At 42.0% G+C, this 22,453-nt stretch carries 21 protein-coding genes; 14 read left to right on the top strand and 7 right to left on the bottom strand.

What is annotated here, in order from left to right; all coding sequences use genetic code 11:
- Positions 1 to 2: 2 nt before the first annotated feature.
- Positions 3 to 638: an FMN-dependent NADH-azoreductase gene (locus tag MHI60_RS05115; protein ID WP_003214444.1), complete on the bottom strand. Its 636-nt coding sequence runs from the start codon at positions 636 to 638 to the stop codon at positions 3 to 5.
- Positions 639 to 1,044: 406 nt separating this feature from the next.
- Between MHI60_RS05115 and MHI60_RS05110 the strand changes: the two genes are divergently transcribed.
- The 3 genes from MHI60_RS05110 (at position 1,045) to MHI60_RS05100 (ending at position 5,068) form a co-directional block, all read left to right on the top strand.
- Entirely contained in the window at positions 1,045 to 1,677 is a 633-nt protein-coding gene (locus MHI60_RS05110) for a GDSL-type esterase/lipase family protein (protein ID WP_111289750.1), read from the top strand.
- Between the two features lie 89 nt (positions 1,678 to 1,766).
- Positions 1,767 to 2,849, top strand: a complete 1,083-nt coding sequence (locus MHI60_RS05105) for a C45 family peptidase (protein WP_144486138.1) — start codon at positions 1,767 to 1,769, stop codon at positions 2,847 to 2,849.
- A gap of 131 nt (positions 2,850 to 2,980) precedes the next feature.
- Entirely contained in the window at positions 2,981 to 5,068 is a 2,088-nt protein-coding gene (locus MHI60_RS05100) for a BglG family transcription antiterminator (protein WP_144486140.1), read from the top strand.
- A 16-nt stretch (positions 5,069 to 5,084) separates the two neighbouring features.
- Here MHI60_RS05100 and MHI60_RS05095 read toward each other — a convergent pair whose 3' ends face one another.
- Positions 5,085 to 5,723, bottom strand: a complete 639-nt coding sequence (locus MHI60_RS05095; protein ID WP_263639930.1) for a class I SAM-dependent methyltransferase — start codon at positions 5,721 to 5,723, stop codon at positions 5,085 to 5,087.
- 129 nt (positions 5,724 to 5,852) lie between these two features.
- On the opposite strand from MHI60_RS05095, the gene MHI60_RS05090 reads away from it, so the two are divergent.
- On the top strand, positions 5,853 to 6,722 hold the full coding sequence (locus MHI60_RS05090; RefSeq protein ID WP_144473004.1) for an SDR family oxidoreductase: 870 nt from the start codon (positions 5,853 to 5,855) through the stop codon (positions 6,720 to 6,722).
- A 294-nt stretch (positions 6,723 to 7,016) separates the two neighbouring features.
- The gene (locus tag MHI60_RS05085) at positions 7,017 to 7,439 is read left to right on the top strand and encodes a pyridoxamine 5'-phosphate oxidase family protein (RefSeq protein WP_144486142.1); all 423 of its coding nucleotides are present in this window, start codon (positions 7,017 to 7,019) and stop codon (positions 7,437 to 7,439) included.
- Between the two features lie 444 nt (positions 7,440 to 7,883).
- Here MHI60_RS05085 and MHI60_RS05080 read toward each other — a convergent pair whose 3' ends face one another.
- From MHI60_RS05080 to MHI60_RS05070, 3 genes are read right to left on the bottom strand one after another with little or no spacing between them, the layout of a single operon-like run.
- Positions 7,884 to 8,063, bottom strand: a complete 180-nt coding sequence (locus MHI60_RS05080; protein WP_144473002.1) for a hypothetical protein — start codon at positions 8,061 to 8,063, stop codon at positions 7,884 to 7,886.
- Positions 8,060 to 8,242 (bottom strand): hypothetical protein, encoded by a 183-nt coding sequence (locus tag MHI60_RS05075; protein WP_024425563.1) that lies wholly within the window; start codon positions 8,240 to 8,242, stop codon positions 8,060 to 8,062. Before MHI60_RS05075 ends, MHI60_RS05080 begins: the two co-directional genes overlap by 4 nt.
- A 13-nt stretch (positions 8,243 to 8,255) precedes the next feature.
- Positions 8,256 to 8,474, bottom strand: coding sequence for a hypothetical protein (locus MHI60_RS05070; RefSeq protein ID WP_034283837.1), 219 nt, complete (start codon positions 8,472 to 8,474; stop codon positions 8,256 to 8,258).
- Between the two features lie 158 nt (positions 8,475 to 8,632).
- Between MHI60_RS05070 and MHI60_RS05065 the strand changes: the two genes are divergently transcribed.
- Entirely contained in the window at positions 8,633 to 10,882 is a 2,250-nt protein-coding gene (locus tag MHI60_RS05065; RefSeq protein ID WP_263639931.1) for a hypothetical protein, read from the top strand.
- Positions 10,883 to 10,957: 75 nt separating this feature from the next.
- On the opposite strand, the gene MHI60_RS05060 is transcribed toward MHI60_RS05065, so the two are convergent.
- Both MHI60_RS05060 and MHI60_RS05055 read right to left on the bottom strand, forming a co-directional pair.
- A complete protein-coding gene (locus MHI60_RS05060; protein ID WP_008347156.1) occupies positions 10,958 to 11,254 on the bottom strand; it encodes a DUF3817 domain-containing protein in 297 nt (98 codons plus the stop codon).
- A 129-nt stretch (positions 11,255 to 11,383) separates the two neighbouring features.
- Positions 11,384 to 12,058 carry a GntR family transcriptional regulator gene (locus tag MHI60_RS05055; protein WP_144472998.1) on the bottom strand — a complete coding sequence of 225 codons (675 nt, stop codon included), beginning with the start codon at positions 12,056 to 12,058 and terminating at the stop codon, positions 11,384 to 11,386.
- Positions 12,059 to 12,212: 154 nt separating this feature from the next.
- Here MHI60_RS05055 and MHI60_RS05050 point away from each other — a divergent pair, with 154 nt between their 5' ends.
- The 8 genes from MHI60_RS05050 (at position 12,213) to MHI60_RS05015 (ending at position 22,451) form a co-directional block, all read left to right on the top strand.
- Complete coding sequence (locus MHI60_RS05050; RefSeq protein ID WP_144486148.1) at positions 12,213 to 13,040, top strand: AraC family ligand binding domain-containing protein; 828 nt, start codon at positions 12,213 to 12,215, stop codon at positions 13,038 to 13,040.
- A complete protein-coding gene (locus MHI60_RS05045) occupies positions 13,030 to 13,962 on the top strand; it encodes a DMT family transporter (RefSeq protein ID WP_144486151.1) in 933 nt (310 codons plus the stop codon). Before MHI60_RS05050 ends, MHI60_RS05045 begins: the two co-directional genes overlap by 11 nt.
- Positions 13,963 to 14,062: 100 nt before the next feature.
- A complete protein-coding gene (locus MHI60_RS05040) occupies positions 14,063 to 15,118 on the top strand; it encodes a tartrate dehydrogenase (protein ID WP_144486153.1) in 1,056 nt (351 codons plus the stop codon).
- 72 nt (positions 15,119 to 15,190) lie between these two features.
- Complete coding sequence (locus MHI60_RS05035) at positions 15,191 to 17,377, top strand: DNA topoisomerase III (protein ID WP_144486155.1); 2,187 nt, start codon at positions 15,191 to 15,193, stop codon at positions 17,375 to 17,377.
- A 196-nt stretch (positions 17,378 to 17,573) separates the two neighbouring features.
- Positions 17,574 to 18,656, top strand: a complete 1,083-nt coding sequence (locus tag MHI60_RS05030) for a glycosyl hydrolase family 8 (RefSeq protein WP_144486157.1) — start codon at positions 17,574 to 17,576, stop codon at positions 18,654 to 18,656.
- Positions 18,637 to 19,488: a GGDEF domain-containing protein gene (locus tag MHI60_RS05025; protein ID WP_095407781.1), complete on the top strand. Its 852-nt coding sequence runs from the start codon at positions 18,637 to 18,639 to the stop codon at positions 19,486 to 19,488. The genes MHI60_RS05030 and MHI60_RS05025 overlap by 20 nt, the downstream gene beginning before the upstream one ends.
- Positions 19,478 to 21,190, top strand: a complete 1,713-nt coding sequence (locus MHI60_RS05020; protein WP_144486159.1) for a DUF2334 domain-containing protein — start codon at positions 19,478 to 19,480, stop codon at positions 21,188 to 21,190. The genes MHI60_RS05025 and MHI60_RS05020 overlap by 11 nt, the downstream gene beginning before the upstream one ends.
- Positions 21,183 to 22,451, top strand: coding sequence for a glycosyltransferase (locus MHI60_RS05015; RefSeq protein ID WP_144486161.1), 1,269 nt, complete (start codon positions 21,183 to 21,185; stop codon positions 22,449 to 22,451). Before MHI60_RS05020 ends, MHI60_RS05015 begins: the two co-directional genes overlap by 8 nt.
- Positions 22,452 to 22,453 lie beyond the last annotated feature (2 nt).

Here is a 22,453-nt window from a genome sequence, read left to right as displayed (position 1 = left end):
TATTAGAAAGTTTTTCCTAAAGCTTTCGCACGTTCGATTGCATCTGCTTTAATTTGCTCTGCTTTTGCAGGCTCAGCATTGTGACCTTCAACGATAAGACCTTCGAAAGAAGGAATTCCGAAGAAGCTAGCGATTGTACCAAGGTAACGGTGACCTGCTTCAAGTTCAGCAGCAGGACCTTCAGTGTAGTATCCGCCACGTGCTTGGATGTGAAGAGCTTTTTTGTCTGTTAATAATCCAACAGGACCTTGCTCAGTGTATTTGAATGTTTTACCAGCTACAGCAACAGAGTCGATGTATGCTTTAAGAACTGGTGGGAATGAGAAGTTCCAAAGTGGTGAAACAAATACATATTTGTCAGCAGAAACGAATTGATCACTTAATTCGTTTAGGCGAGCAACTTTCGCTTGCTCTTCAGCTGAAAGTGTATCGAAACCAGCGCCAGATTGAAGTTTGCCCCAGCCAGCGAATACATCTGCATCAATGTGAGGGATGTTTTCTTTGTACAAATCGATATGTACAACCTCGTCACTTGGATTTGCTTCCTTATAAGATTCGATAAACGCCTTAGCAGTAGCCATACTGTAAGAAACTGTTTCATCATGCGGATGTGCAGTGATGTATAAAACTTTTGCCATGTTCATTCAATCCTTTCTGTTTCAGTGATTTTTTTAGTGTATCCCAAAGATACACTGAATATGTGGCATCTTTAATCATATTGGAACGCTATGAAAAAGATGTAACAAGCACAGTTACATGAAAACTGATATTTTCATTGTAATCACAATGTAGTTTGAAGTCAAGGTATAAAGTCTCGAAATCAAGATAAAAAGTTTGTAAATTTTTCTGGAACGCGTAAACACGCAGTTTTCAGCGCAAAAAGCCTACTCTTATTGAACAAAAAAACGTTTGATATCGCAAGTAAAGAGTTTGTAAAGGCGCTGCATCTCAAAAAAAGATGGATGCCCCTAAGTCATCTGCTACAAGCATCTGTTCTCCGAATTCGTATATATAAGAGAAGGCAGGAGAGAGTGAGGGATAAGAGTGGGACGATCCTATGTTGCGATTGGAGATTCCTTAACAGTTGGGGTGGGGGCACGTTTATTTGGCGGAGGATTTGTTCAGCGGTTTTGGTGGATGCTTGAAAAAAAGACGCATGTACCAGTCGAGCTGTCCGTATTTGCAAAATCAGGGTTAACGACCGAGCAGATTTTACAGCTCTTCAAACGGTCAGAGGTGAGACGTTCGATTGCGGCAGCTGACATCATCACCATCACAGGCTGTGGGAATGACCTTGTTCAAGCTGTTCAGCAGTATGAAGAAAGTGAAGATGAAAAGAAACTGCTGCAAGCAGTCATGCATTGCCAGGCGAATTTTAGCAAGATGATTCAAGAAATCGCTCAGATCAAAAGAGGGCAGCATCAGCCCTACTACGTGTATTTCATGAATTTATATAATCCATTTCCGCAAATACCAATAGCCGGTAGGTGGCTTCAGCAATATAATCAACAACTTCGTTTGCTTGCTGCGAATCCGCATGTAGAAGTTGTGGATGTGTACAAAGCGTTTGAAGGGCATGAAAGAGCTTACTTATCGATTGATCAATTTCACCCGAATCCTAAGGGGTATGATGCAATGGCAGAAGCATTGTTTCAAGCACACTGTAAACAGCTGTAATCCGGTGGGATTGCAGTTTTTTTCATCCTTTTCAATAAATGACGGTTTCGATATGATAAAAGAAACGAAGGCGAAAGAGGTGTACAGGCATGGAGGAGATCAGTGCATATTTTCAAGAGATGACAGGAACGGCTTATGAAGTGGGAAAACAGCAGGCTGCCTGGCTTAAGGAGAATCCGTTGCTAAAGACACAATATATTCGGACAGAACCGGCAAGAAAGGAGGCTGTGAAGGAAACGAAGCAGCTGATGCGTCCTTATCTTCCACAGTTAGATGAAGAGATTGCTGGATTTTGTGATGAACTGCAATTAGATGAGCGTTATTTAACCTTTTTCTATTCATCTCATCTTCAGCCGGGCTGTTCCCACTGCGTGAGGCAGGGGAATATGGCGGCAGGTCAACAAACAGTCATGCTGCGTAACTATGATTTCTCTCCGATTTTTGATGATATGCGTCTTGTGACGACACATGTAAAAGGCTCAGCATATCATACAGGCTCGTCACTGCTCTTGTTTGGCAGATCTGATGGGATGAATGAGCATGGTCTTGCTGTGACTTTCTCTGCTTGTGGTCCGCCGGTTGGCAATGAACCCGGTCTAAAGCCTCCAGCAGTAGCCGGTTTGCAGGTGTATCATGTGATTCGCTCTGTTCTGGAATCCTGTCAAACGGTTGAGGGAGCCATTCGCTCTATCAAGGAAATGCCTGTTGCCTCAAATGTTCATATCATGCTAGCTGATCGAAAAGGAGAGGCGGCTGTGATTGAAATCATTGATGGTCAAAAAAGGGTGAGAAGACCGGAGAGAGGTTATATTGCCGCAACGAATCATCCGGTAGCTGATCAAACAGCAAAAGGGATGACCAAACATCATTCTGTTGTCAGATACGATATGTTAATGGAAGCTTTAAAAGAGCAACGATCAAGTGATTCTCTTGCTAAACTGTTCCAGACAGAATATCCTGATGGTCTGGCTGTGCACAATTATGAGGAGCTGTTTGGAACGATGCGAACCGTCATGTTCCGTCCGGAAGAAGGCACAATCGATTATTGCTTTGGCTCTCCAGTATACAATCCGACTTATTCTTTAAAAGCCGGAGGTTCACTGCCTTTTCAAAAACAAAAGGTTCAATTTCATCAAAAGGATTATGGGCCTTCATTTTGGAGAAGCGTCTGATGAAACCTTTGTTTTTAATTTTGTCATAGCCGCTGTGCCAAAGTCAGATTAACTTAAGATTGCATCGCTTGTTGAAAGCGTTTTATATTAAGGTGTGACTATAGACCTATTTATGCAGAAGGAGGCATTTCATGTACATAACGGCACGAGAACAGAAAGTCATTAAATACATCATTCAGCAAAATCGTTATGTCACCATTCGTGAGATAGCCGATTCTGTTCAGGTAAGTACTAGAACGATCCATAGAGAACTAAAATCCATTAAACCAATATTGAAAGATTATCATCTTTCATTAGATAAACAGCCGGGGAAAGGCTTGAAGGCAGTCGGCGAACAGGAGGATAAACAGCGGCTTCTTGCTCATATGTCAAATGAGGATCAAATCGAATATAGCTCAGATGAACGAAAGCTCTTAATCCTATGTGCGCTGCTTGAAGCGAAGGAACCGGTGAAATTATACACACTCGCAGCTGACTTACAGGTAACAAATGCGACGATCAGCTATGATTTAGATGAACTGACGGAGTGGATTGCTCCATATGGTTTGCAGCTTATCCGCAAGCGCGGGTACGGCATTGAATTAAAAGGGGCGGAGGAAGCAAAACGAAAAATTGTCGGCAATCTCATTGTTGACCGGCTCGACATTCAATTATTTTTAGAAACGATTGAAATGAATATCAAACATCGAACGAAAGCGACGGAAAAAGTGTTTGGTGTTGTCAGCAGAGGACAGCTGCTTAAGGTAGAAAGACTGCTCTTTCATTTGAAAGATCGATTGTCACTCTCATTATCTGATAGTGCCTATATTGCACTTGTTGTTCACTTAACCTATGCGATCGAACGTATTCAGCTTGGGGAAACCATTCGAATGGAAGAGAAAGAGCTGCTGGAATTAAAGAGGACGAAGGAATTTGAATCATCACTTCGAATGGCAAGAGCGCTTGAACGCATGTTTAATGTCGAGATTCCTGAAGCGGAGGTCGGATATATGACCATCCATCTTCGCAGTGCAAATCGCAGCTTTGGGGCAGAATACCGTATTGATGAAATTGAGCTGGATATAGCGCTGAGAACGAAAAAGCTCATTGATTTTATTTCAAATAAAACCGGCTATCATCTCAATGAAAATGATTCATTGTATGAGGGGCTCGTGTCTCATCTCGAACCTGCCATGAACCGTCTAAAGGAAAAGATGAGAATCTATAATCCGCTCACACAACAAATTAAAAAAGACTACTTTTTGCTGTTTATGGCGATTGAAGAAGGAGTCGAGCGTTTCTTTCCAGAGATTGAATTTCCAGAGGATGAAATTGCCTTTCTTGTGCTTCACTTTGGCTCAGTGCTTGAAATCAAAAAAGAAGAAACAAAAATTCATGCGCTGGTTGTTTGCTCAAGCGGGATTGGTTCTTCGAAAATGCTCGCCTCCCGGTTGAAAAAAGAATTGCCGGAGATCGCCAAGTTCGATCTATCCTCTTTGATGGAACTAAAGGAAATCGATGCATCGAGCTATGACATGATTGTCTCGACCGTTCCAATCCCATATGAGCATATCGATTACATCATGGTCAGCCCGCTTTTAAACGAGGATGATGCCATGCGTGTGAAGGCTCATATTAAACGGAAGATTCCTTATATCATCGAGAAAAAAAGAACAAAAGAATCTCCGAAAGAATTGGTGCAAGAAATCGTTGATATGATGGCGGTTGCAGAGCAGGTGACAAATTATATGTTTGTGATTCGCAGCATCCTGTCCCATTTTACCATCGAAAAAAGAAAGACGATGCCGCAGCATGATGAAACCATCAGGCAGCTGCTTCGTCAGCTTGAAGAGGAAGGGTTTATCATACATGCGGATGATGTGGCGAGCGGTCTTCTGGAACGTGAACAGCAAGGCGGCTTAGGCATACCTGGTACTGAATTTGCTCTTTTTCATTTAAAGCATGCAGACATCAAGGAACCAATTTTTCATATTTATGATCTTGATCAGGCATACAAGGTTAAAAGCATGGATGGCGGGCAGCAGCAGATGTCACGAATGCTCATGATGCTTGCGCCGCAAGAGCTTGGCAAGGAAGGATCAGAAATGTTTAGTCTGATCAGTTCATCCATCATTGAAAGTGAAGAAAGCATGGCGCTTTATGGACAGGGGACTAAGGAAGACATTGAACAGAAATTACATCAGCTTTTCTATCAATTTGTCAAAGAGGCAAAGTGGTAAGAAAAAGGCCGAGAGCTTATTCGCTTCTCGGCTTTTTTGCTGTGACACAGACAGCAAGGGTAGGGCGAATTTCTTCATACTCAATAGAAAATTGGTCAAACCCTGCAAACTGTATGTCATTTAATATGTTTTCACCCATCTCTTTTGTCCGCTTGGCGTCAGCTCCTTTTTCTCTTGGCTGCATCACAATAACGAGAGTCCCGCCTGGTTTCAAAGTGTGATAAAGATTGAGTAATCCCGTTTTTGGATCATCCCAAATTGTAAAATTATTAACAGATAGCACTTTGTCATACTGCTCTCCGGGAAGGCGTGTTTTCTCGATTTTTCCGACATACAGCCTAACCTGTTTGTCTTTTGCTCGTTTGCTGACGCGGGACTGTGCTTGCTCCTGCATGGTAGAAGAAGCATCCAGCCCATCAATGTGAAGGTCTTGATAATGCTTGAGCATATGTTTAATACTGTAGCCGGGTCCATAGCCAATTTCCAAAATGTTTTCACCATCTGTCAAATCTAAGTGGCGAATGGCCCACTGATTCAATGCTTTATTTTCATTTGCCATAATGAATCCAGCGATGCTTCCGAGCCAGCCTTTTGGTCTGCTAAAGGTTTTCGAAATAGTAGACAGCATGTGAGAACGCTCCTTTTTGATGATCATGTAACCGTTTTTTCTCCTCTTCAAACATGCTGATTTTCGGGAACACATCGGTACAGCTTCATGATGTTTGAGTGGAAAAATGAGGTGGTAATGAAAGGATACATCAACAAATCAAGGAGGAGCTTACACATGGATTTACGTGAATATTTAACAAATGGCATTCCGCGCCAAACGCAGGATCAGCAGCCAGGCAGTGAAAGGGAAATGAATCCAGCGCCGATCTTTGAGGATGAATCATATCAAGGTTCTGGCAAGCTAAAAGGAAAAGTGGCACTGATTACAGGTGGAGATAGTGGAATTGGACGGGCAGTATCTGTTGCCTATGCAAAGGAAGGTGCAAATGTCGCCATTGTATATTTAAATGAACATGAGGATGCAAAGGATACGCAAAAGCGCGTAGAACAGGAAGGCGTCAAATGTTTAACGATTGCAGGAGATGTCGGTGACGAAGCCTTTTGTGAGAAAGCAGTAGAAAAAACAGTTGAAGCCTTTGGTCAATTAGACATTTTAGTGAATAATGCGGCTGAACAGCACCCGAAAGAACGGATTCAGGATATTTCTAGTGAACAGCTTCACCAAACCTTTAGAACCAACTTCTATTCCTATTTCTATTTTACGAAAAAGGCATTGGATTATTTAAAACCGGGAAGCTCCATCATTAATACAACATCAATTAATCCATACCGGGGTAACCCAGTGCTGATTGATTATACGGCGACAAAAGGAGCCATCAACGGATTTACACGTTCTATGGCACAATCGCTTGTGAAAGATGGGATTAGGGTGAACGGTGTAGCGCCAGGTCCAATTTGGACGCCGCTCATTCCATCTACATTTGATGAAGACAGTGTGGAAAGCTTCGGGTCAGAAACCCCAATGGGAAGACCAGGACAGCCTGTAGAGCATGTCGGCTGCTTTGTGCTGCTGGCTTCTGACGAATCGTCTTATATGACAGGACAGACACTTCACGTCAATGGCGGTTCCTTTATGAATACATGATCTACCGCGGCACCGCCCAGCTTTGATTGGGCGGTGTTTTTAGTATTTCTTGCGATTCTTCTGCACAGATATGACAGACCATACGATAATGCCTACAACAACTGCCGCAATGACAAGTGAACTTAAATGAAACATCGTTTCATGATGCATGTTCAATTTCTCCCTTCATTGAACCTGTTTTCTATAGCATCAGCTAGAAGGTCTCTTTTTATGAAAAACACATTTCTTTGTTTAATGAATGGGCTGTCGTGGAAACCTATGAATACGGATGAAATTTTGAAGGAGTGAAACGATATGTCTCAAGAAGAATTAAAACAAAAGGTATTAAACCTATTAGATGAACAAAAGGTCGGAACATTGGCGACTGTTGAACAGGATAAGCCGCATACCCGCTACATGACTTTTTTCCATGAAGGGCTGACGTTATATACACCAACGAGTAAAGAAACACATAAAGCAGAAGAAATTGAAAAAAATCCGAATGTTCATATTCTCATTGGATATTCAGGCGAAGGATTCGGTGATACTTATGCAGAGATTGCAGGCACCGCAGCATTAACCGACGATCGGGAACTGATCGACCGTCTTTGGTCTGATGAGATGGAGAAATGGTTTAAAGGAAAAGATGATCCGAATTTAGTGATTCTGAAGATTAACCCAACCTCCATCCGTTATATGAATGAAGGAAGCCGTACACCAGCAGAATTATCACTTTAACACTTGCGTAAGAAGGGGGAATGTGTTATAGTTTGATATTAAGTGTTGAAATAAGCAAATAAATAAAGAAAGTAAACTTTCTTTTTTCTATGACATAATGAGAAGCAATAGAGCTTCTACTTGATAAGAACGAGACGCTGTCAAAGCGAACAAACTTATTCTTTTCCTTCTGCACCCGCCCCCCTATATAAGCGGAAGAATGGAAAAAAGACGTTTTGATTTACAATTCACACTGGCGCGGCTTCGGAGCCGTAAGGACGAATGAGAGGTAGGGCTTTCGTTGTCTTGTTATCCAGAACTTCCATGGCGTTTACTTTCAAACGTAGGTTCACTCGGAACACATATGACACACTGATATGATCGAATCTTAATTCATACACTCCGTAACGGAGATTAAACATTAATTATTTATTTGCATGAAAAGAGTAAGGAACAGGCTGCCATCTATTTGGCAGCCTTTTTCATTGGGTTAAACAATAGGACCCCGAGACCAACGAGCCCAAGAAAAGGGAAAACAAAGGTCGCAACCAAACGCATAGCGTCCGCTCCAAAAGGGTTCGATACTAACAGCAGGCCGATAAATGCACAGATCATCAGAGTGAACAAAGCGAGCTTCATGATCATTTACTTTGTCCTTTCTTCTGATACCGCCAAATTCGCTCAATAAAAAAGAACATGACCGCAAACAAAATAGAAAACATGAACATGTCCAGCAGTGTCACGCCTCTATTTGGGTGCACAAGACCAAACCAAACGAATTGCAGCACAAAAGAGATCGCAAAATATAGAATCGATTTTTTCATCATTGTCCTCTTTTCACTTATTTTTTTGTCCCTTAAGCCACATCAGCCAAATGATGAAGGAACCAATCACACATGAGAGCAAAGTGACAGGCGGCAAGGTGTGCCAGCTAGTCAGCCCCTTTACAAAACACATATAAAAAAAGAAAATGGAAATGGATACGAGTACCCATTGCTTGAACCAGCGAGGGACACGCAGCCAAGCTGCTAGAATGATTGATGATAGCTTATCCAATGAGATAACTCCTTTTTTGAATCTGATTGGATTTTATCGTAAACAACAAAGTTTGTAAAATATGGATTTTAGAGGCTTTGATGGTATTCTTCTAGCATGAAACATTTTCGCTGTACTGACGTATAAGTTACAGGAACCTCATGAAAGGAAGCGATCAAGTGAAAAGAATACCAGTCATCTTCCTCAGATATATTGTCTTCTTTATTCCAGCGATCATTCTCAGTGTTTTGGTGTGGAATCATTACCAAGATGATTTGTCAGATGGGAAAGTAACAGAGTATGACGTCAAAGGAATGTTTACATTTGATGAAGGAAAACGAGTGGTGAGTGCTGTATCAAAAGACCAGCAGCTCCATTTTGCAATGTATGATCCTCAATCAGGAAAAAGAATCAGTGAATGGACCACAGAAAGTGATTCGTTTAATGAAATGCTGCCATCCATTCAAGGAAACAATCTCTTACTGGCTTTAAAAAATAAAGACGGGCAGCTGTTGATCGAGAAACTAACACCAAGCGGAAAAAAGAAAGAGCTCGTTCAAAATAACCTGCAGATTCCCTCATTTTTAAAAACGAATACATACCAATGGAATGGACGGCTCGTATTTACAGGAGAAATGGACGGTGCCGCTGCGGTCATCGGTGAGCTGAAGAATGGGCAGTTTCATGTGCACAATCTGAACGAGCTAAAGCTGCCAGCAAGACCCGTTTCTATCGATGTCGTCATGAATTCCTTTAGAGGGCAGACGCCAATTCCTATGTATGAATTGGCTTTGAAAAATGACCAGAAGGCGTATGTCAGCGGAATCTCAAACGAGAAGCATCAGCTGGGGGTTTATGTCTCCAAAAACGCTGAACCGTTTAGCCTCATTGAAGATAAGGTGGAGCAGCAGCTGGAGAAAACAATCGGGACATCACAAAACTTTGCAGTCGCTGTGGAATCGGAATATCCAAAAAGGGCAAGAAAAGTGAATGCAGAAGGAAGGCTTGGGGAAGTCGTTCCAACACCAAAACCGATTTATCAAGCCTTTATTTACCAGCTTAATGAAGAAGAAGTTCTCCTGGCAGGCTCTACAGCAAAGGACGAAGCAAAAGGCAAACTGACAGGTTATATTTATAACCATCGTACGAATAAGGCGACGTCTGCCAGCAAGCTTTTGCAGTCGTTTTCATATGAATCTTTACAAAAAGAAGGGCTCTCTTTCAATAAAAATGTGAAGAGCAATTGGCTCTATTATTCATTTGACAATCAATTAACGGGTGCATTTGAGACGAAAAGCAAAGAGCTAAAGGAATTTCCTTTGCAGAAGGTCATCTCAATTGAAAACGCCAGTCCAGCCCACCAAACGTCTGTTGATACCTTTACGCAATATGTAATGAAGGGCGGACCGCTCATTCTTAACTGGGCGATATGGATCTTGATCCCGCTGTTATTATTTGTACTAGCGATCTTCCTGCCGCCGATTTTGAGACTGGTGAGAAGAAACAAAATAAAGGACAGTGTCACATTAGAAGCCAATATTGTGTCTGTTAAAGAAACGGGCACCTACATCAACGAACAGCCAGTTGTCAGCATGCGGCTTCAATTTGAATATGAAGGGCAGCGTATAGAAAAGACGGTTAAAACGGTAGTATCCTACACCCAGATACCACAGCCAGGCCAGCGTATTGTCATTCACTATGATCCGAAGAAGAAAAAGGCAATGCTCTTAAAAGAAGGTGACTTCTCGCAGCCAAGTCAGCCAAAGTTCATCAAAGGCGCTGTTTTGAGAAAAATAGAATCATATGGAACCGTAGGACGAGGCACCGTCTTATCACTCACATTTGAATTAGATCAGAAAACGTATATCATTCCGATGATTCAAGCCGCTGGTTTTGAATTTAGAACAGGAGAAAAAGCCGATCTCGTCGACATCAACGGCTATCTCAAAATGGCAGCCTATGGCCATGAAGTGCGGAATCGATCGGGGAAAGATGTGACGTTAACAGGAACGATCCAGCGTGTGAAACAATATCCAATTGCCATCCATGAGCAAAAGCCTATTCAGCTTGATGTGACGGTTTCAAACGGAGATGAATCCATCACAAAAACGGTCAGCCAGTTCATCCCTGACCATATGCAGGTCGCAGCTGGCACTCAAATTACGATCCAGACAAAGAAAGAAGAGCTGGATAGAGAAATGGGTCTTATGCAAGAGAAACAAGGAAGCGCAAAAGTGACCAATATCGAATTTGCTGGCGTCATCGGCAATCTGCCGTTAGCGATCATTCAGGTTGAGAGAAATGGCATGATGTATGAAGTGAAACAGCCAATCGATCCAATCACTAGCGTCTTGCCTGGTGATGAATTATGGGTGGCGTATCACGATATGACGCGTCAAGCAGCCATTGTGAAATATGCATCAATATAAAAAAGCGTTCCTTTATCAGGACGCTTCAGCGTGAAGACTAAGGGCTAAAACGAATGTCGTTTTAGCCCTTTTTGATTAAGCTTTTGTATCATATTGGCGGAGTACCTTATCGTAGGCGAAATTACCGAAAGGAATGAAAGCCGCAAAAAAACCAGCGATGGACCATTTCAAATGCCAGCGAACTTTAAAAGTCACATATGCCAAAATGAGCATATAGATGACAAACAATGCGCCATGAAGAGAGCCTACAATAGTGACTGCCATCGGAATATCCGCAAAATATTTTAGAGGCATGGCAATTAAAAGAAGGGTTAAAAGAGACATACCCTCAATAAAACCCGCCTGTCGAAGACGGCTAATACTTGTATGCATATACAAATCCTCCTGTATAAAAGCTAGTTTCTCATCTTCTAATATAAACGAAAGATCGTCTGGACATGCTGAAATCTACGAAAAATTCAAAATATGTTCATGGAATGCTTAAAAAATGGGAAAAGTCCTTTACTCTTTGTTTGTTTTACAGAGTACTTGCTTTAAGTGCATGACATCATGTAATAAATGCTCTGTCATTGCTTGAACGGCTTCTGTGGAGCGGCGTTCTTTTATTTCAGAATAGATGGCTGCATGCTCTCTTTGAATCGTTTCAGCACGAGCTCCGCCGCTAAAATGGAAGATGCGGCAATAGTGAATGAGTGCATTCACGTGATTCAATTGTTTGGATAAGCGGTCATTGTGACTCGCCAAAATGATTTTTTGGTGAAAGGCTTCATGTAACTGGACAATCTCTTTAGATGGCAGCTGCTGCTTGATCGCTTCGTCCGCCTGCGTGAGAACCTGCTCAATTTCATCCATTTCTCTTTGCGTGGCTTCCTTACAGGCAAGCTCAACAGCAAGTGTTTCTAAGGCCACCCGAATTTGATAAAGCTCCTCGACATCTTTTTCTGTTAACGTATAGACGGAATAGCCTGAGCGATGATCCGCGATTAAAAGCTCGTCTTTTTCTAACAGCCTCATCGCCTCTCTTACCGGTGATCGGCTTACGCCAAATTGTTTGGCAAGCTGCGTTTCATTGATGCGCTCTCCTGGCTGAAACTGGCCATCAAATATCATTTGCTTCAGCTGTTCATAAAATTGCATGTGATACGGTGTTGGTTTTTCCATCTCGAATGAATTCATCCCATCATTCCCTCTTTTATACATCATCTTTTGTCTCATGTTATCCAAGTTCTTCCCTCTAGGCAAGCCTGCATCGCAAAGTCAATATCGTACAATCCAAGAGAAAAAGGGTGTGCTACACTAATGATGAGCTCAGTGAAAAGAGGGGATCGACATGAGAATACTAGAGGAACGAACAGTCCATTTTGATCAGGACTTGCAAATAGAGGCGTATCGCTTTCATGCCATCATCAAAAAGTTCCCAAAACATTTTCATACATACTATGTGATTGGATTTATTGAAGGCGGTCAAAGGCGTATGTTCTGCCAAAATCAAGAATACATCATTGAAAAAGGAGATATCCTTCTTTTCAATCCATACGATAACCACGCATGTGAACAATTTGATCACATGCCGCTAGATTATCGCAGCTTAAATATTGAACCAGAGTTGCTGGAAAAGGTCTTTCAGCACAAGCCGCATTTTAAAGCCCCTGTGGTTTCACAAAGTGAACTAGCAAAGCAATTATATGATCTTCATCAAATGATCACAGAAGAAGCTCCTGCTTTGAATAAACAGGAAGCCTTTTACTTTTTGATGAAGCAGTTGATCGAAACCTATTCTGATACACCAGAGGAAAAAGCATCAGCAGCCAATGCCAATGAACAAAAAGTCCAAGACGTACAGCAATATATTGAAACACATCTCACGGAAAATATATCGTTAGATGACTTAGGTGAGCTTGTGTCCATGAACAAATATTCATTGCTGCGTGCTTTTACAAAGTTCAGAGGAATTACGCCGTATCGTTATTTACAGACAATCAGGGTGAACTATGCGAAGGAACTTCTCGCCCAAGGAATGAAGCCAATAGATGTAGCTGCTGCCGCTGGATTTTCTGATCAAAGTCATTTGACTCATTTCTTTTCGGAATTTATTGGGCTTACGCCAGGGCAGTATCAGCAAATTTTTGCAAAGCAGGTAACACAAAATGAAAAATAAACAGCTTCTTGGTCATCTAGCAGCCATGTTCACCATTTTTTTATGGGGATCTACCTTTATATCAACCAAAATATTATTAACGGCTTTTTCTCCAACAGAGATTTTATTTTTTCGTTTTTTTATAGGGTACTTGGCTCTAATGATCATCTATCCAGTTACCATGAAAGTGCAAAGTAAAAAGCATGAAGGGATGTTTGCACTCGCAGGTTTATGCGGTGTGGTCTTATATTACTTTTTAGAAAATGTCGCACTTACTTATACGTTCGCTTCGAATGCAGGTGTCATCAGCTCCGTTGTCCCATTCTTCTCTTTTTTATTGGCTTATTTTTTATTAAAAGATGAGCCGCTGAACAGCCGGTTTTTCATAGGATTTTTCATCGCGATGACGGGAATTGTGCTGATTAGCATGAATGGAATGACGACGTTTCAGCTGAATCCACTTGGTGATGTCTTAGCATTAACGGCTACCATCGTCTGGGCACTCTATTCCATCTTATCGAAGATCATCAACCAATATGGGTACCATATCATTCAGGTGACTAGGCGTGTCTTCTTTTACGGACTGTTATGGATGATTCCATTGATCTGGCATTTTAAGATTCGTTTAGACTGGGAGCGATTCACGAATCCATCGTTTGCCTTCCACTTACTGTTTTTAGGTCTTTTCGCATCTGCTATTTGTTTTCTGACATGGAGCTTTTCCGTGAAAACGCTCGGTGTGGTGAAATCGAGTGTGTATATTTATGGAGTGCCCATTATTACGATGGTCATTTCAATGATCGTTCTTCACGAGAGATTGACCTTCATGTCTGCGCTTGGAACGGCACTGACCTTAGGAGGTTTGCTGCTTTCAGATAAAAAAGGTGCGGGAAGAAAGAAACAGAAGTCCCCGATACTGGTGCAGGATAAAAAGGCGCTTTGATCAAAAAAGCGTCTTTTGTCCATTGTAAGAACAGGCACTCTTTAGTAAACTCAAATTAAATAGGGTCGACGGTCGACCGATAACAAAGGGGGAAAAATCAATGAAGCATGTTTCAATTGCAGCGATACCAGGAGACGGGGTTGGAAAGGAAGTTGTACCTGAAGCCATACGGGTTTTGAAAGCGGTATCAGAGGTGCATGGCGGTCTGTCTTTCACCTTTCAGGATTTTCCGTGGAGCTGTGAATATTATTTAGAGCATGGCGAAATGATGCCAAAGGATGGATTGGAACAACTGAAAGCCTTTGACAGCATTTTCTTAGGGGCCGTCGGAGATGCCAATTTAGTGCCGGATCATGTATCACTTTGGGGATTGCTCATTAAAATTAGACGTGAATTTGAGCAGGTGATTAACGTTAGACCTGCAAAACAGCTGAGCGGCATTCGCTCCCCGCTTGCTCAGCCAAAGGATTTCGATCTTCTTGTTGTAAGAGAAAACGGTGAAGGTGAATATAGTGAAATCGGAGGCCGCATCTATCAAGGGGAAGATCAGCTTGCCATTCAAAATGCTGTTTTCTCAAGAAAAGGGACAGAGCGAGCCATACGTTTTGCCTTTCAATTAGCAGAAAAAAGACGAAAGCATGTGACAAGTGCAACCAAATCAAATGGAATCGTTCATACAATGCCATTTTGGGATGAAGTGTTTCAAGACGTAGCAAAGGATTATCCAGAGGTGACAGCAGACTCGCAGCACATTGATGCGCTCTCAGCCTTCTTTGTGACAAGACCAGAGAAATTCGATGTGATTGTTGCCAGCAATTTATTTGGCGATATTTTAACTGATCTTGGGGCTGCCATTATGGGAAGTATTGGCGTGGCGCCTGCCGCCAACATCAATGTAAATGGCAAATATCCATCCATGTTTGAGCCTGTACACGGATCAGCCCCAGACATTGCAGGAAAAGGAATCGCTAACCCAATCGGTCAAATTTGGACCGCTAAACTCATGCTTGATCATTTCGGAGAGGAAGAACTGGGCACACACCTGCTCGAAATCATCGAGTCAGTCACAGCAGACAACTTTTTAACGGCAGACATCGGCGGGGCTTATCAAACACAAGAAATCACAAATGAAATCATTAAGCGCTTGAAGAAATAATCCGTCATTAGAACCACATCTCCACGTCTGCTATAATAAAAGGATGGATAGAAGAAAGAGATGTGAAATCTAGTGTCAAAAACAGTTGTATTAGCAGAGAAACCTTCAGTAGGACGTGACTTAGCGCGTGTGCTGAAGTGTCATAAAAAAGGAAATGGTTTTTTAGAAGGAGATCAATACATTGTAACGTGGGCGCTTGGTCATTTGGTCACACTGGCTGATCCAGAAGGCTACGGAAAAGAATTTCAATCCTGGCGTTTAGAGGATTTGCCGATCATTCCAGAGCCGCTCAAGCTTGTCGTCATGAAAAAGACAGGTAAACAATTTCAAGCAGTGAAAGCGCAGCTTGCAAGAAAAGATGTAAAAGACATTGTCATCGCAACAGATGCTGGACGTGAAGGAGAGCTTGTCGCAAGATGGATTCTTGAAAAAGCGCACGTGAAAAAGCCGCTAAAACGACTATGGATCTCATCTGTTACAGATAAAGCCATTCAAGAAGGCTTCAAACGATTAAAAGACGGCAGAGAATATGATAACCTGTATCGCTCGGCAGTTGCACGTGCAGAGGCAGACTGGATTGTAGGGATCAACGCAACAAGAGCGCTGACGACCAAATTCAATGCACAGCTTTCCTGCGGACGGGTACAGACACCAACGATTGCCATGATCGCCAAACGAGAAGAAGACATTCAGCAATTCCAGCCGAAGCCATTCTATGGATTGACTGCACTAGTAGATGGACTTACGTTGACCTGGCAGGATGCCAAAACAAAGCAAAACCGCACATTCCAAGAGAATGTCATAAAAGAGCGCTTAGCAGGCTGCAAAGGAAAACCAGCAGTGATCGATGCATTGAAAAAAACAGCGAAAAAAGCTTTTGCTCCAGGGCTGTACGACCTGACTGAATTGCAGCGTGATGCGCATAAACGCTACGGCTTCTCGGCGAAAGAAACCTTGTCTACGCTTCAACGATTGTATGAGCAGCATAAGCTTGTGACATATCCGCGTACAGATTCACGTTTTATTTCAGCGGATATCGTTCCTACATTAAAAGATCGATTAAAAGGAATGAACGTCAGACCGTACGCACAGCATGTGAACCGCATTTTACAATCAGGCGTGAAAGCGCACAAAGGGTTCGTCAACGATGCAAAAGTGTCAGATCATCATGCGATCATTCCAACCGAGGAAGAGCTGTATCCTGGTGCATTAAGTGATAAAGAGCGTAAATTATATGATCTAATTGCCAAACGATTCCTTGCTGTACTTATGAATCCTTTTGAATACGAGGAAACAACGGTGATCGCCAAAATAGGCAGTGAAACATTCACAGCAAAAGGAAAAATCGTGCAATCAGCCGGCTGGAAAGCCGTTTATGATGAATCCTATGAAGACGAGGAATCAGGCGAAGCAGATCAGCATCTGCCGGTACTCTCCGAAGGGCAATCACTTGAAGTACGCCAGCTGAAAGAAACAAAAGGAGAAACGAAGCCTCCTGCTCGTTTTAATGAAGCAACGCTGCTATCTGCTATGGAGAACCCAGCGGCATTCATGCAAGATCAGGAAAAGGATTTAGTGAAAACTCTTGGTGAAACAGGCGGACTAGGGACAGTAGCTACAAGAGCCGATATCATTGAAAAACTGTTCAACAGCTTCTTAATCGAGAAAAAGGGCAAAGACATTTTCATCACATCAAAAGGGAAGCAGCTGCTCTCCTTAGTGCCTGAGGACTTAAAGTCTCCAGCGTTAACAGCGGAATGGGAACAAAAGCTTTCTAAAATCGCAAAAGGACAGCTAAAGGCTGCTCAATTCATGAGTGAAATGAAGTCCTATGCAAAACAAGCCGTATCTGAAATCAAACAGACGAACCAAACCTTTAAGCATGACAATGTCACTGGCACCCATTGTCCGGACTGCGGAAAACTTATGCTGAAAGTGAACGGAAAACATGGCACCATGCTCGTGTGCCAAGACCGAGAATGCGGCCACCGTAAAAATGTGGCGAAGAAAACAAACGCACGCTGCCCGAACTGTCATAAAAAGCTCGAGCTGCGCGGAGAAGGCGATGGTAAAATCTTTGCTTGTGTGTGCGGCCATAGAGAAAAACTGTCTGTTTTCGAAAAACGCAAATCACAATCCAATCAAAAGAAAGCCAGTAAGCACGATGTGTCTAAGTATATGAAGAAACAAAAGAAAGTGGAAGAACCAATCAATAACGCACTGGCAGAGCAATTGAAGAAATTAAAATTAGATCAATAGTAGTGTAAAAACCCATGTGGAAACACATGGGTTTTCCAATACAATCAAGCATATCGGCATACTGTTTTTCTGAAAATGGGAATACCTATGCGAAAAGACTCGTAATTTGGTATAAAATATTTATTTAAATTTAAACAGAAACACTCTATAATAAATCGTTGGATGCAAAGAGCACGGGAGTTGAAAGGGGACACGAATGGATACACCCATACATCGCATGACTATTGTTTTACTCATTGTCATTCTACTAGGCGGATGTACCTGGAAACAGCAGAAGGAATCAGCTAATCCAGTATCACCACAGCCTGTATTGCCTGGAGAATATTTTATCACTCACGACTTAATGACAGATCAAGGCATGATTCGCACCTCATTTGCAGAGCAGCACATCTACTTATCTGAATCACTTGGACTTTGGATGGATTATCTTGTTCGAAAAAAAGATCAGAACTCTTTTGACCAACAATTTGGTGTCCTGCAAGATCAATTTTTACTAGACGATCATCTTCTCAGCTGGCAAATCGAATCTGATCAAAAAAGTAAGGCCAATGCCTTAGTTGATGATTTACGGGTAGTGGCGGCACTACAAAAAGCAGGTCGTTTATGGAAGAATTCAGCATATCAAACCACAGCAAAAGAAATCTCACAAGCGTTAAAAGACAAAAATATGTATAGAGGCATCTTGTCCGATTATTATGATGCATCAACAAATCGAACTTCACACACAATCACACTCTCATATATAGACCCAAAAGCAATCAAAGAATTGGAATCCCTCAAAATATTCACGAAACAAATGACGAGTAATCAATTGTCCATTCTAAAACAAGCACCGAGAAAAAAAGGATTCTTTCCTAAATCCTATGACATAAAGAAAAAAGCCTATTCATTTGATCGAGAAATCAATATGATTGATCAACTCTATACGGCACTACATGCCGATCGTGCAAAGGTGAATACGTCCGCGATCATGAAATGGCTTAAAACAACTTTTGCAAAAGAAGGAAAATTGTACGGTAGATATAAACTGAGTACATTGCAGCCAGCAGTGACGTATGAATCGCCTTCTGTATATGCACTGGTCATCTTGTATGCTCTTAAACGAAACGAACCGGAATTCGCAAAAGATGTGTATGACCGCATGAAAGAATTACAAATTCAAGATCCTCTCAAGGATTATTATGGAGGGTATATGAATGAAAAAGACACACACTCATTCGATAACTTGTTGCCTCTAATTGCAGAAAGGGAGCTTTTTAATGAATCGGTTATTCAGTAATACGTATCGTTTGTATTATTCTCTGCTCCTCACGTTTGCAGGTCTTATTTTGTTTATGGGCTACCTAAGCGTACAGGATGCGGAGAGCTTTATGATGATCACACTGACTTTTGTCGTGTTAGGATGCGGGATTTTATTTGGCATCTTACCAGCATTAATTTTTACTTTGCTGATGTTGTTCTTTATAGGAAGCACTATGTTCTTTACAGAGCTTGGTCAGACAAACTCTTTCTTTTCCAATCAAACATTGCAAGATGTGGTGATTTGGGCTGTAGCCCTCCTCTTTTTTGCGATTTCAGCAGGAAGCTTGCATGAGCGGATCAAGACGATGCGTCACACCATTGAACAACAAAAGCAGGCTATGAAACAATTTGTGGCGATAGACTCGACAACAGGGTTTGACAATGCAGAGCGGATGAAACTGGAATTGTCCGAGGAAATGAAACGGGCAGAACGCTACAAACAGCCATTTGTTTTTATTCTTCTTCATATCCATTATGCAGCGGAATTCAAATCGTTATATGGAGAAAAAGAAATGAAACACCTATTTCAGCAATTAAGTATCAAGATCCGTGAAAGTGTCAGAGAAACCGATAAGAAATTTCGATTATCTGAAGAACGAATAGGCCTGCTGCTTACTCATACACCAGAAGAGAATGTCTCTGTCGTCCTTGAGAAGCTAAAGGATAAATTGCAAAAGCATGTGCTGTTAAATGGCCGTGAAGTCACCTTGACATTTCATGTCTGTCATTTAACAAGCAGTTCGGATTATCGTACGCCAGAGCAATTTTTAGAAGAACTAGAAAAAGAGATGATGATGAATGAACTTTAATTCTTTAATGAAATGTTGTTTGATGATCGCTCTTTTTTTGATTCTTTCGTTTCAATACATGGCTCCAGCCGACGCTCTTGCTAAGCCAAATACCCTCATCGTTTATTCGACAGAATCGGGAGAAGCGACTCCAGCTGTGCATATGCTGGATCTACTTTCCGGACATTTTTCCAAACAGCCGACGATTGTATCTGATGAACGTTTGGCTGAAAAGAGAATCAGTGAATTTCAGCAAGTCATTTATCTAGGTGAAATGAAGAAAACTTTACCGAAAAAAACAATTCGTGCGATGAACGAATCACAGAAGGTAATAGCCATTGGGTACAATGCGGAACAGCTTCGCCCATTCTCCAAGTTTACTTTTCACAAACAAGATCACACGAGTCAAATCAAATATACAGATGATCAAGCTTACCGTCAGCTAGAGAAAAGGATCAGTGCGTTAACGGTTCAAGGGCCAGACTTGCAAAGTGAATTTCTCTTGAAGAAGCATGAAGCTGATCTTCCATTTGTGGTTCAAACGAAAGAAGGTGCGGCTTATATCGGAATCTTAGATGTTGTTCAGCACAGCGAGCTTCTTGCAGAAGTGCTAGAAAAACACCTGCCTTCTTCTGATCAGCTGACCACAAAATATTTAAAGCTTGGGAACATCAGTCCTGTCACTGACGAGAAGAAGCTGCTTGAGCTTGGACAATACGTATCGACTCGGCATGTTCCGTTTCTAATAGCTGTAACCCCTGTTTGGGTGGATCGAACAACAGGTGATGAAGTGACACTGAGTGACCGCCCGAAGCTCGTAAAAGTGTTAAAACAATTGCAAAGCGATGGAGCCAGCATCATTCTTCATGGATTGAGCCGAACGTATCGAACGGAGGATTCTGGTCAGGACTTTGAGTTCTGGGATGCAAAGAATGATCAGTCCATTACGTCAAATGATCCAAAAAAAGCCGAGAAGAAGCAAAGTGCAAGCCATTTCTCGAATGAAAAAGACTTCCATGCTTATACGAATTCGATTAAGCAGCAAGAAATCATCTACACAGAAGAAAAACTGACAAAAGGCATTGAGCTTCTTGCGCAGCAAGGTCTATATCCACTGGCATTCGAGGTGCCGCATGATGCTATATCTCAACAAGGCTATGAAGTGATATCAAGGCATGTGTCCAGTCTGTTTGGACAGGTACAGCTGTCGGAGCATACTTGGAAAACGGCCGGTGCTCCGCCACTCGTGACGAAACCCGCCATGCTACATGGCATGACCTTATACCCTCAGCAGTCAGTAGTGACAGTAACTGACGAAGAAGGTTCAAATGTTTTAACAGAACAGAAAATTCAATCCATCCAGCATCTTCAATCAGCCGCAATTGGGCTTTCCTATGATGTGGAATCGGGAATAACTGGACTGCAAAATCTGATCACACAGATGGATGCAATTCCTTCTAGTGAATGGCTGGATTTAAAGAAAACAAAACAAACAGTCCAAACATCACATGTACAGATCAAAACATCAGGGAATGGACATATTCAAGTAGAACAATCCAATAGAGCGGAAACCACAACAGTCAAACGAAGCGGTATGGAAAATATGCTGCGAATTCTCACAGTCGTGGTGATGCTGTTTATTGCGGCATTTGCTTTTTACACATTGTATTTAAGACTGACAATGAAAAAACGAATTTTTAAGGAGAGAAAATTAGGTGGCTGATGTCTTATTTTATCTTTCATTAATACTGATTTGGATCATGCTCCTATACCACATGTTTCTCATGCAGGGCGGCTTTCAGCACTACCTGACCTACGAAAAAGTGCTGCCTGAATGGACGAAACAAGGGAAGGAACTGCCGACCGTCAGCATTCTGATTCCTGCTCATAATGAAGAAGTTGTCATCCGGCAAACGCTAAAAGCGATGGTCCAGCTATCCTATCCTAAACATCTCCTTGAAATCATTGTGATTAATGACAATTCTTCCGATGGCACAGGAGACATCGTGCAGTCTTTCAGTGAGCAATATGATCATGTTCATATGATTGAAACGAAACCGCCATTTGCAGGAAAGGGAAAATCCACTGCACTGAATGAAGGTTTAAAGGCTTCAACAGGAGAAGTCATCTGCGTATACGATGCAGATAACATGCCTGAACAAAAGGCCGTCTATCATTTGGTTCTTGGTTTATTGAATGACCCAAAGGCAGGCGCTGTTGTCGGGAAATTTAGGGTCATCAATGCAGCCAAAAATCTGCTGACCAAATTTATTAATATTGAGACCATCTGCTTCCAATGGATGGCGCAAGGCGGAAGATGGAAGTGGTTTGGCATTGCAACAATACCAGGCACCAACTTCGCCATCCGCCGGCACATTTTAGAAGAGCTTGGCGGCTGGGATGTTCATGCGTTGGCTGAGGATACCGAATTAACGATCCGTGTCTATAACCTTGGCTATGTCATTCGATTTTTTCCAGCTGCGATCACATGGGAACAAGAGCCTGAGACGTGGAAGGTCTGGTGGCGGCAAAGAACGCGCTGGGCACGAGGTAATCAATATGTTGTGCTCAAATTTTTAAAGCAGTTTATGAAGCTGAAACGAAAACGAATGATTTTTGATTTGTTTTATTTCTTCTTTACGTATTTCTTATTTTTCTTCGGTGTCCTGCTCTCAAATGGCATCTTTATCGTGAACCTATTTGTTGATCTTCACTTATCTGTAGGGGCCGTTGCACTGATCCTGTGGGGATTGGCCTTCTTCCTCTTTCTAACAGAAGTGATGATTACATTAAGCATTGAGAAAACAGAGCTCACCAAACAAAATATACTCATTGTGGCACTCATGTACTTCACTTATTCTCAAGTATGGATTGCGCTAGTCGTGTACTCCTTATTTGTAGAGGCAAAAAGCCGTTTATTCAAACAAGAAGTGAAATGGTACAAAACCGAGCGTTACGATCAACAACAAAAGAAAAGCGGGTGACA

Origin of the sequence: Bacillus sp. FSL K6-3200 (assembly GCF_038630485.1) — a bacterium.
Classification (GTDB): Bacteria; Bacillota; Bacilli; order Bacillales; family Bacillaceae; genus Bacillus; species Bacillus safensis.
The sequence above is the reverse complement of the archived record's forward strand: the minus strand, read 5'-3'. Positions and strand labels throughout refer to the sequence as shown.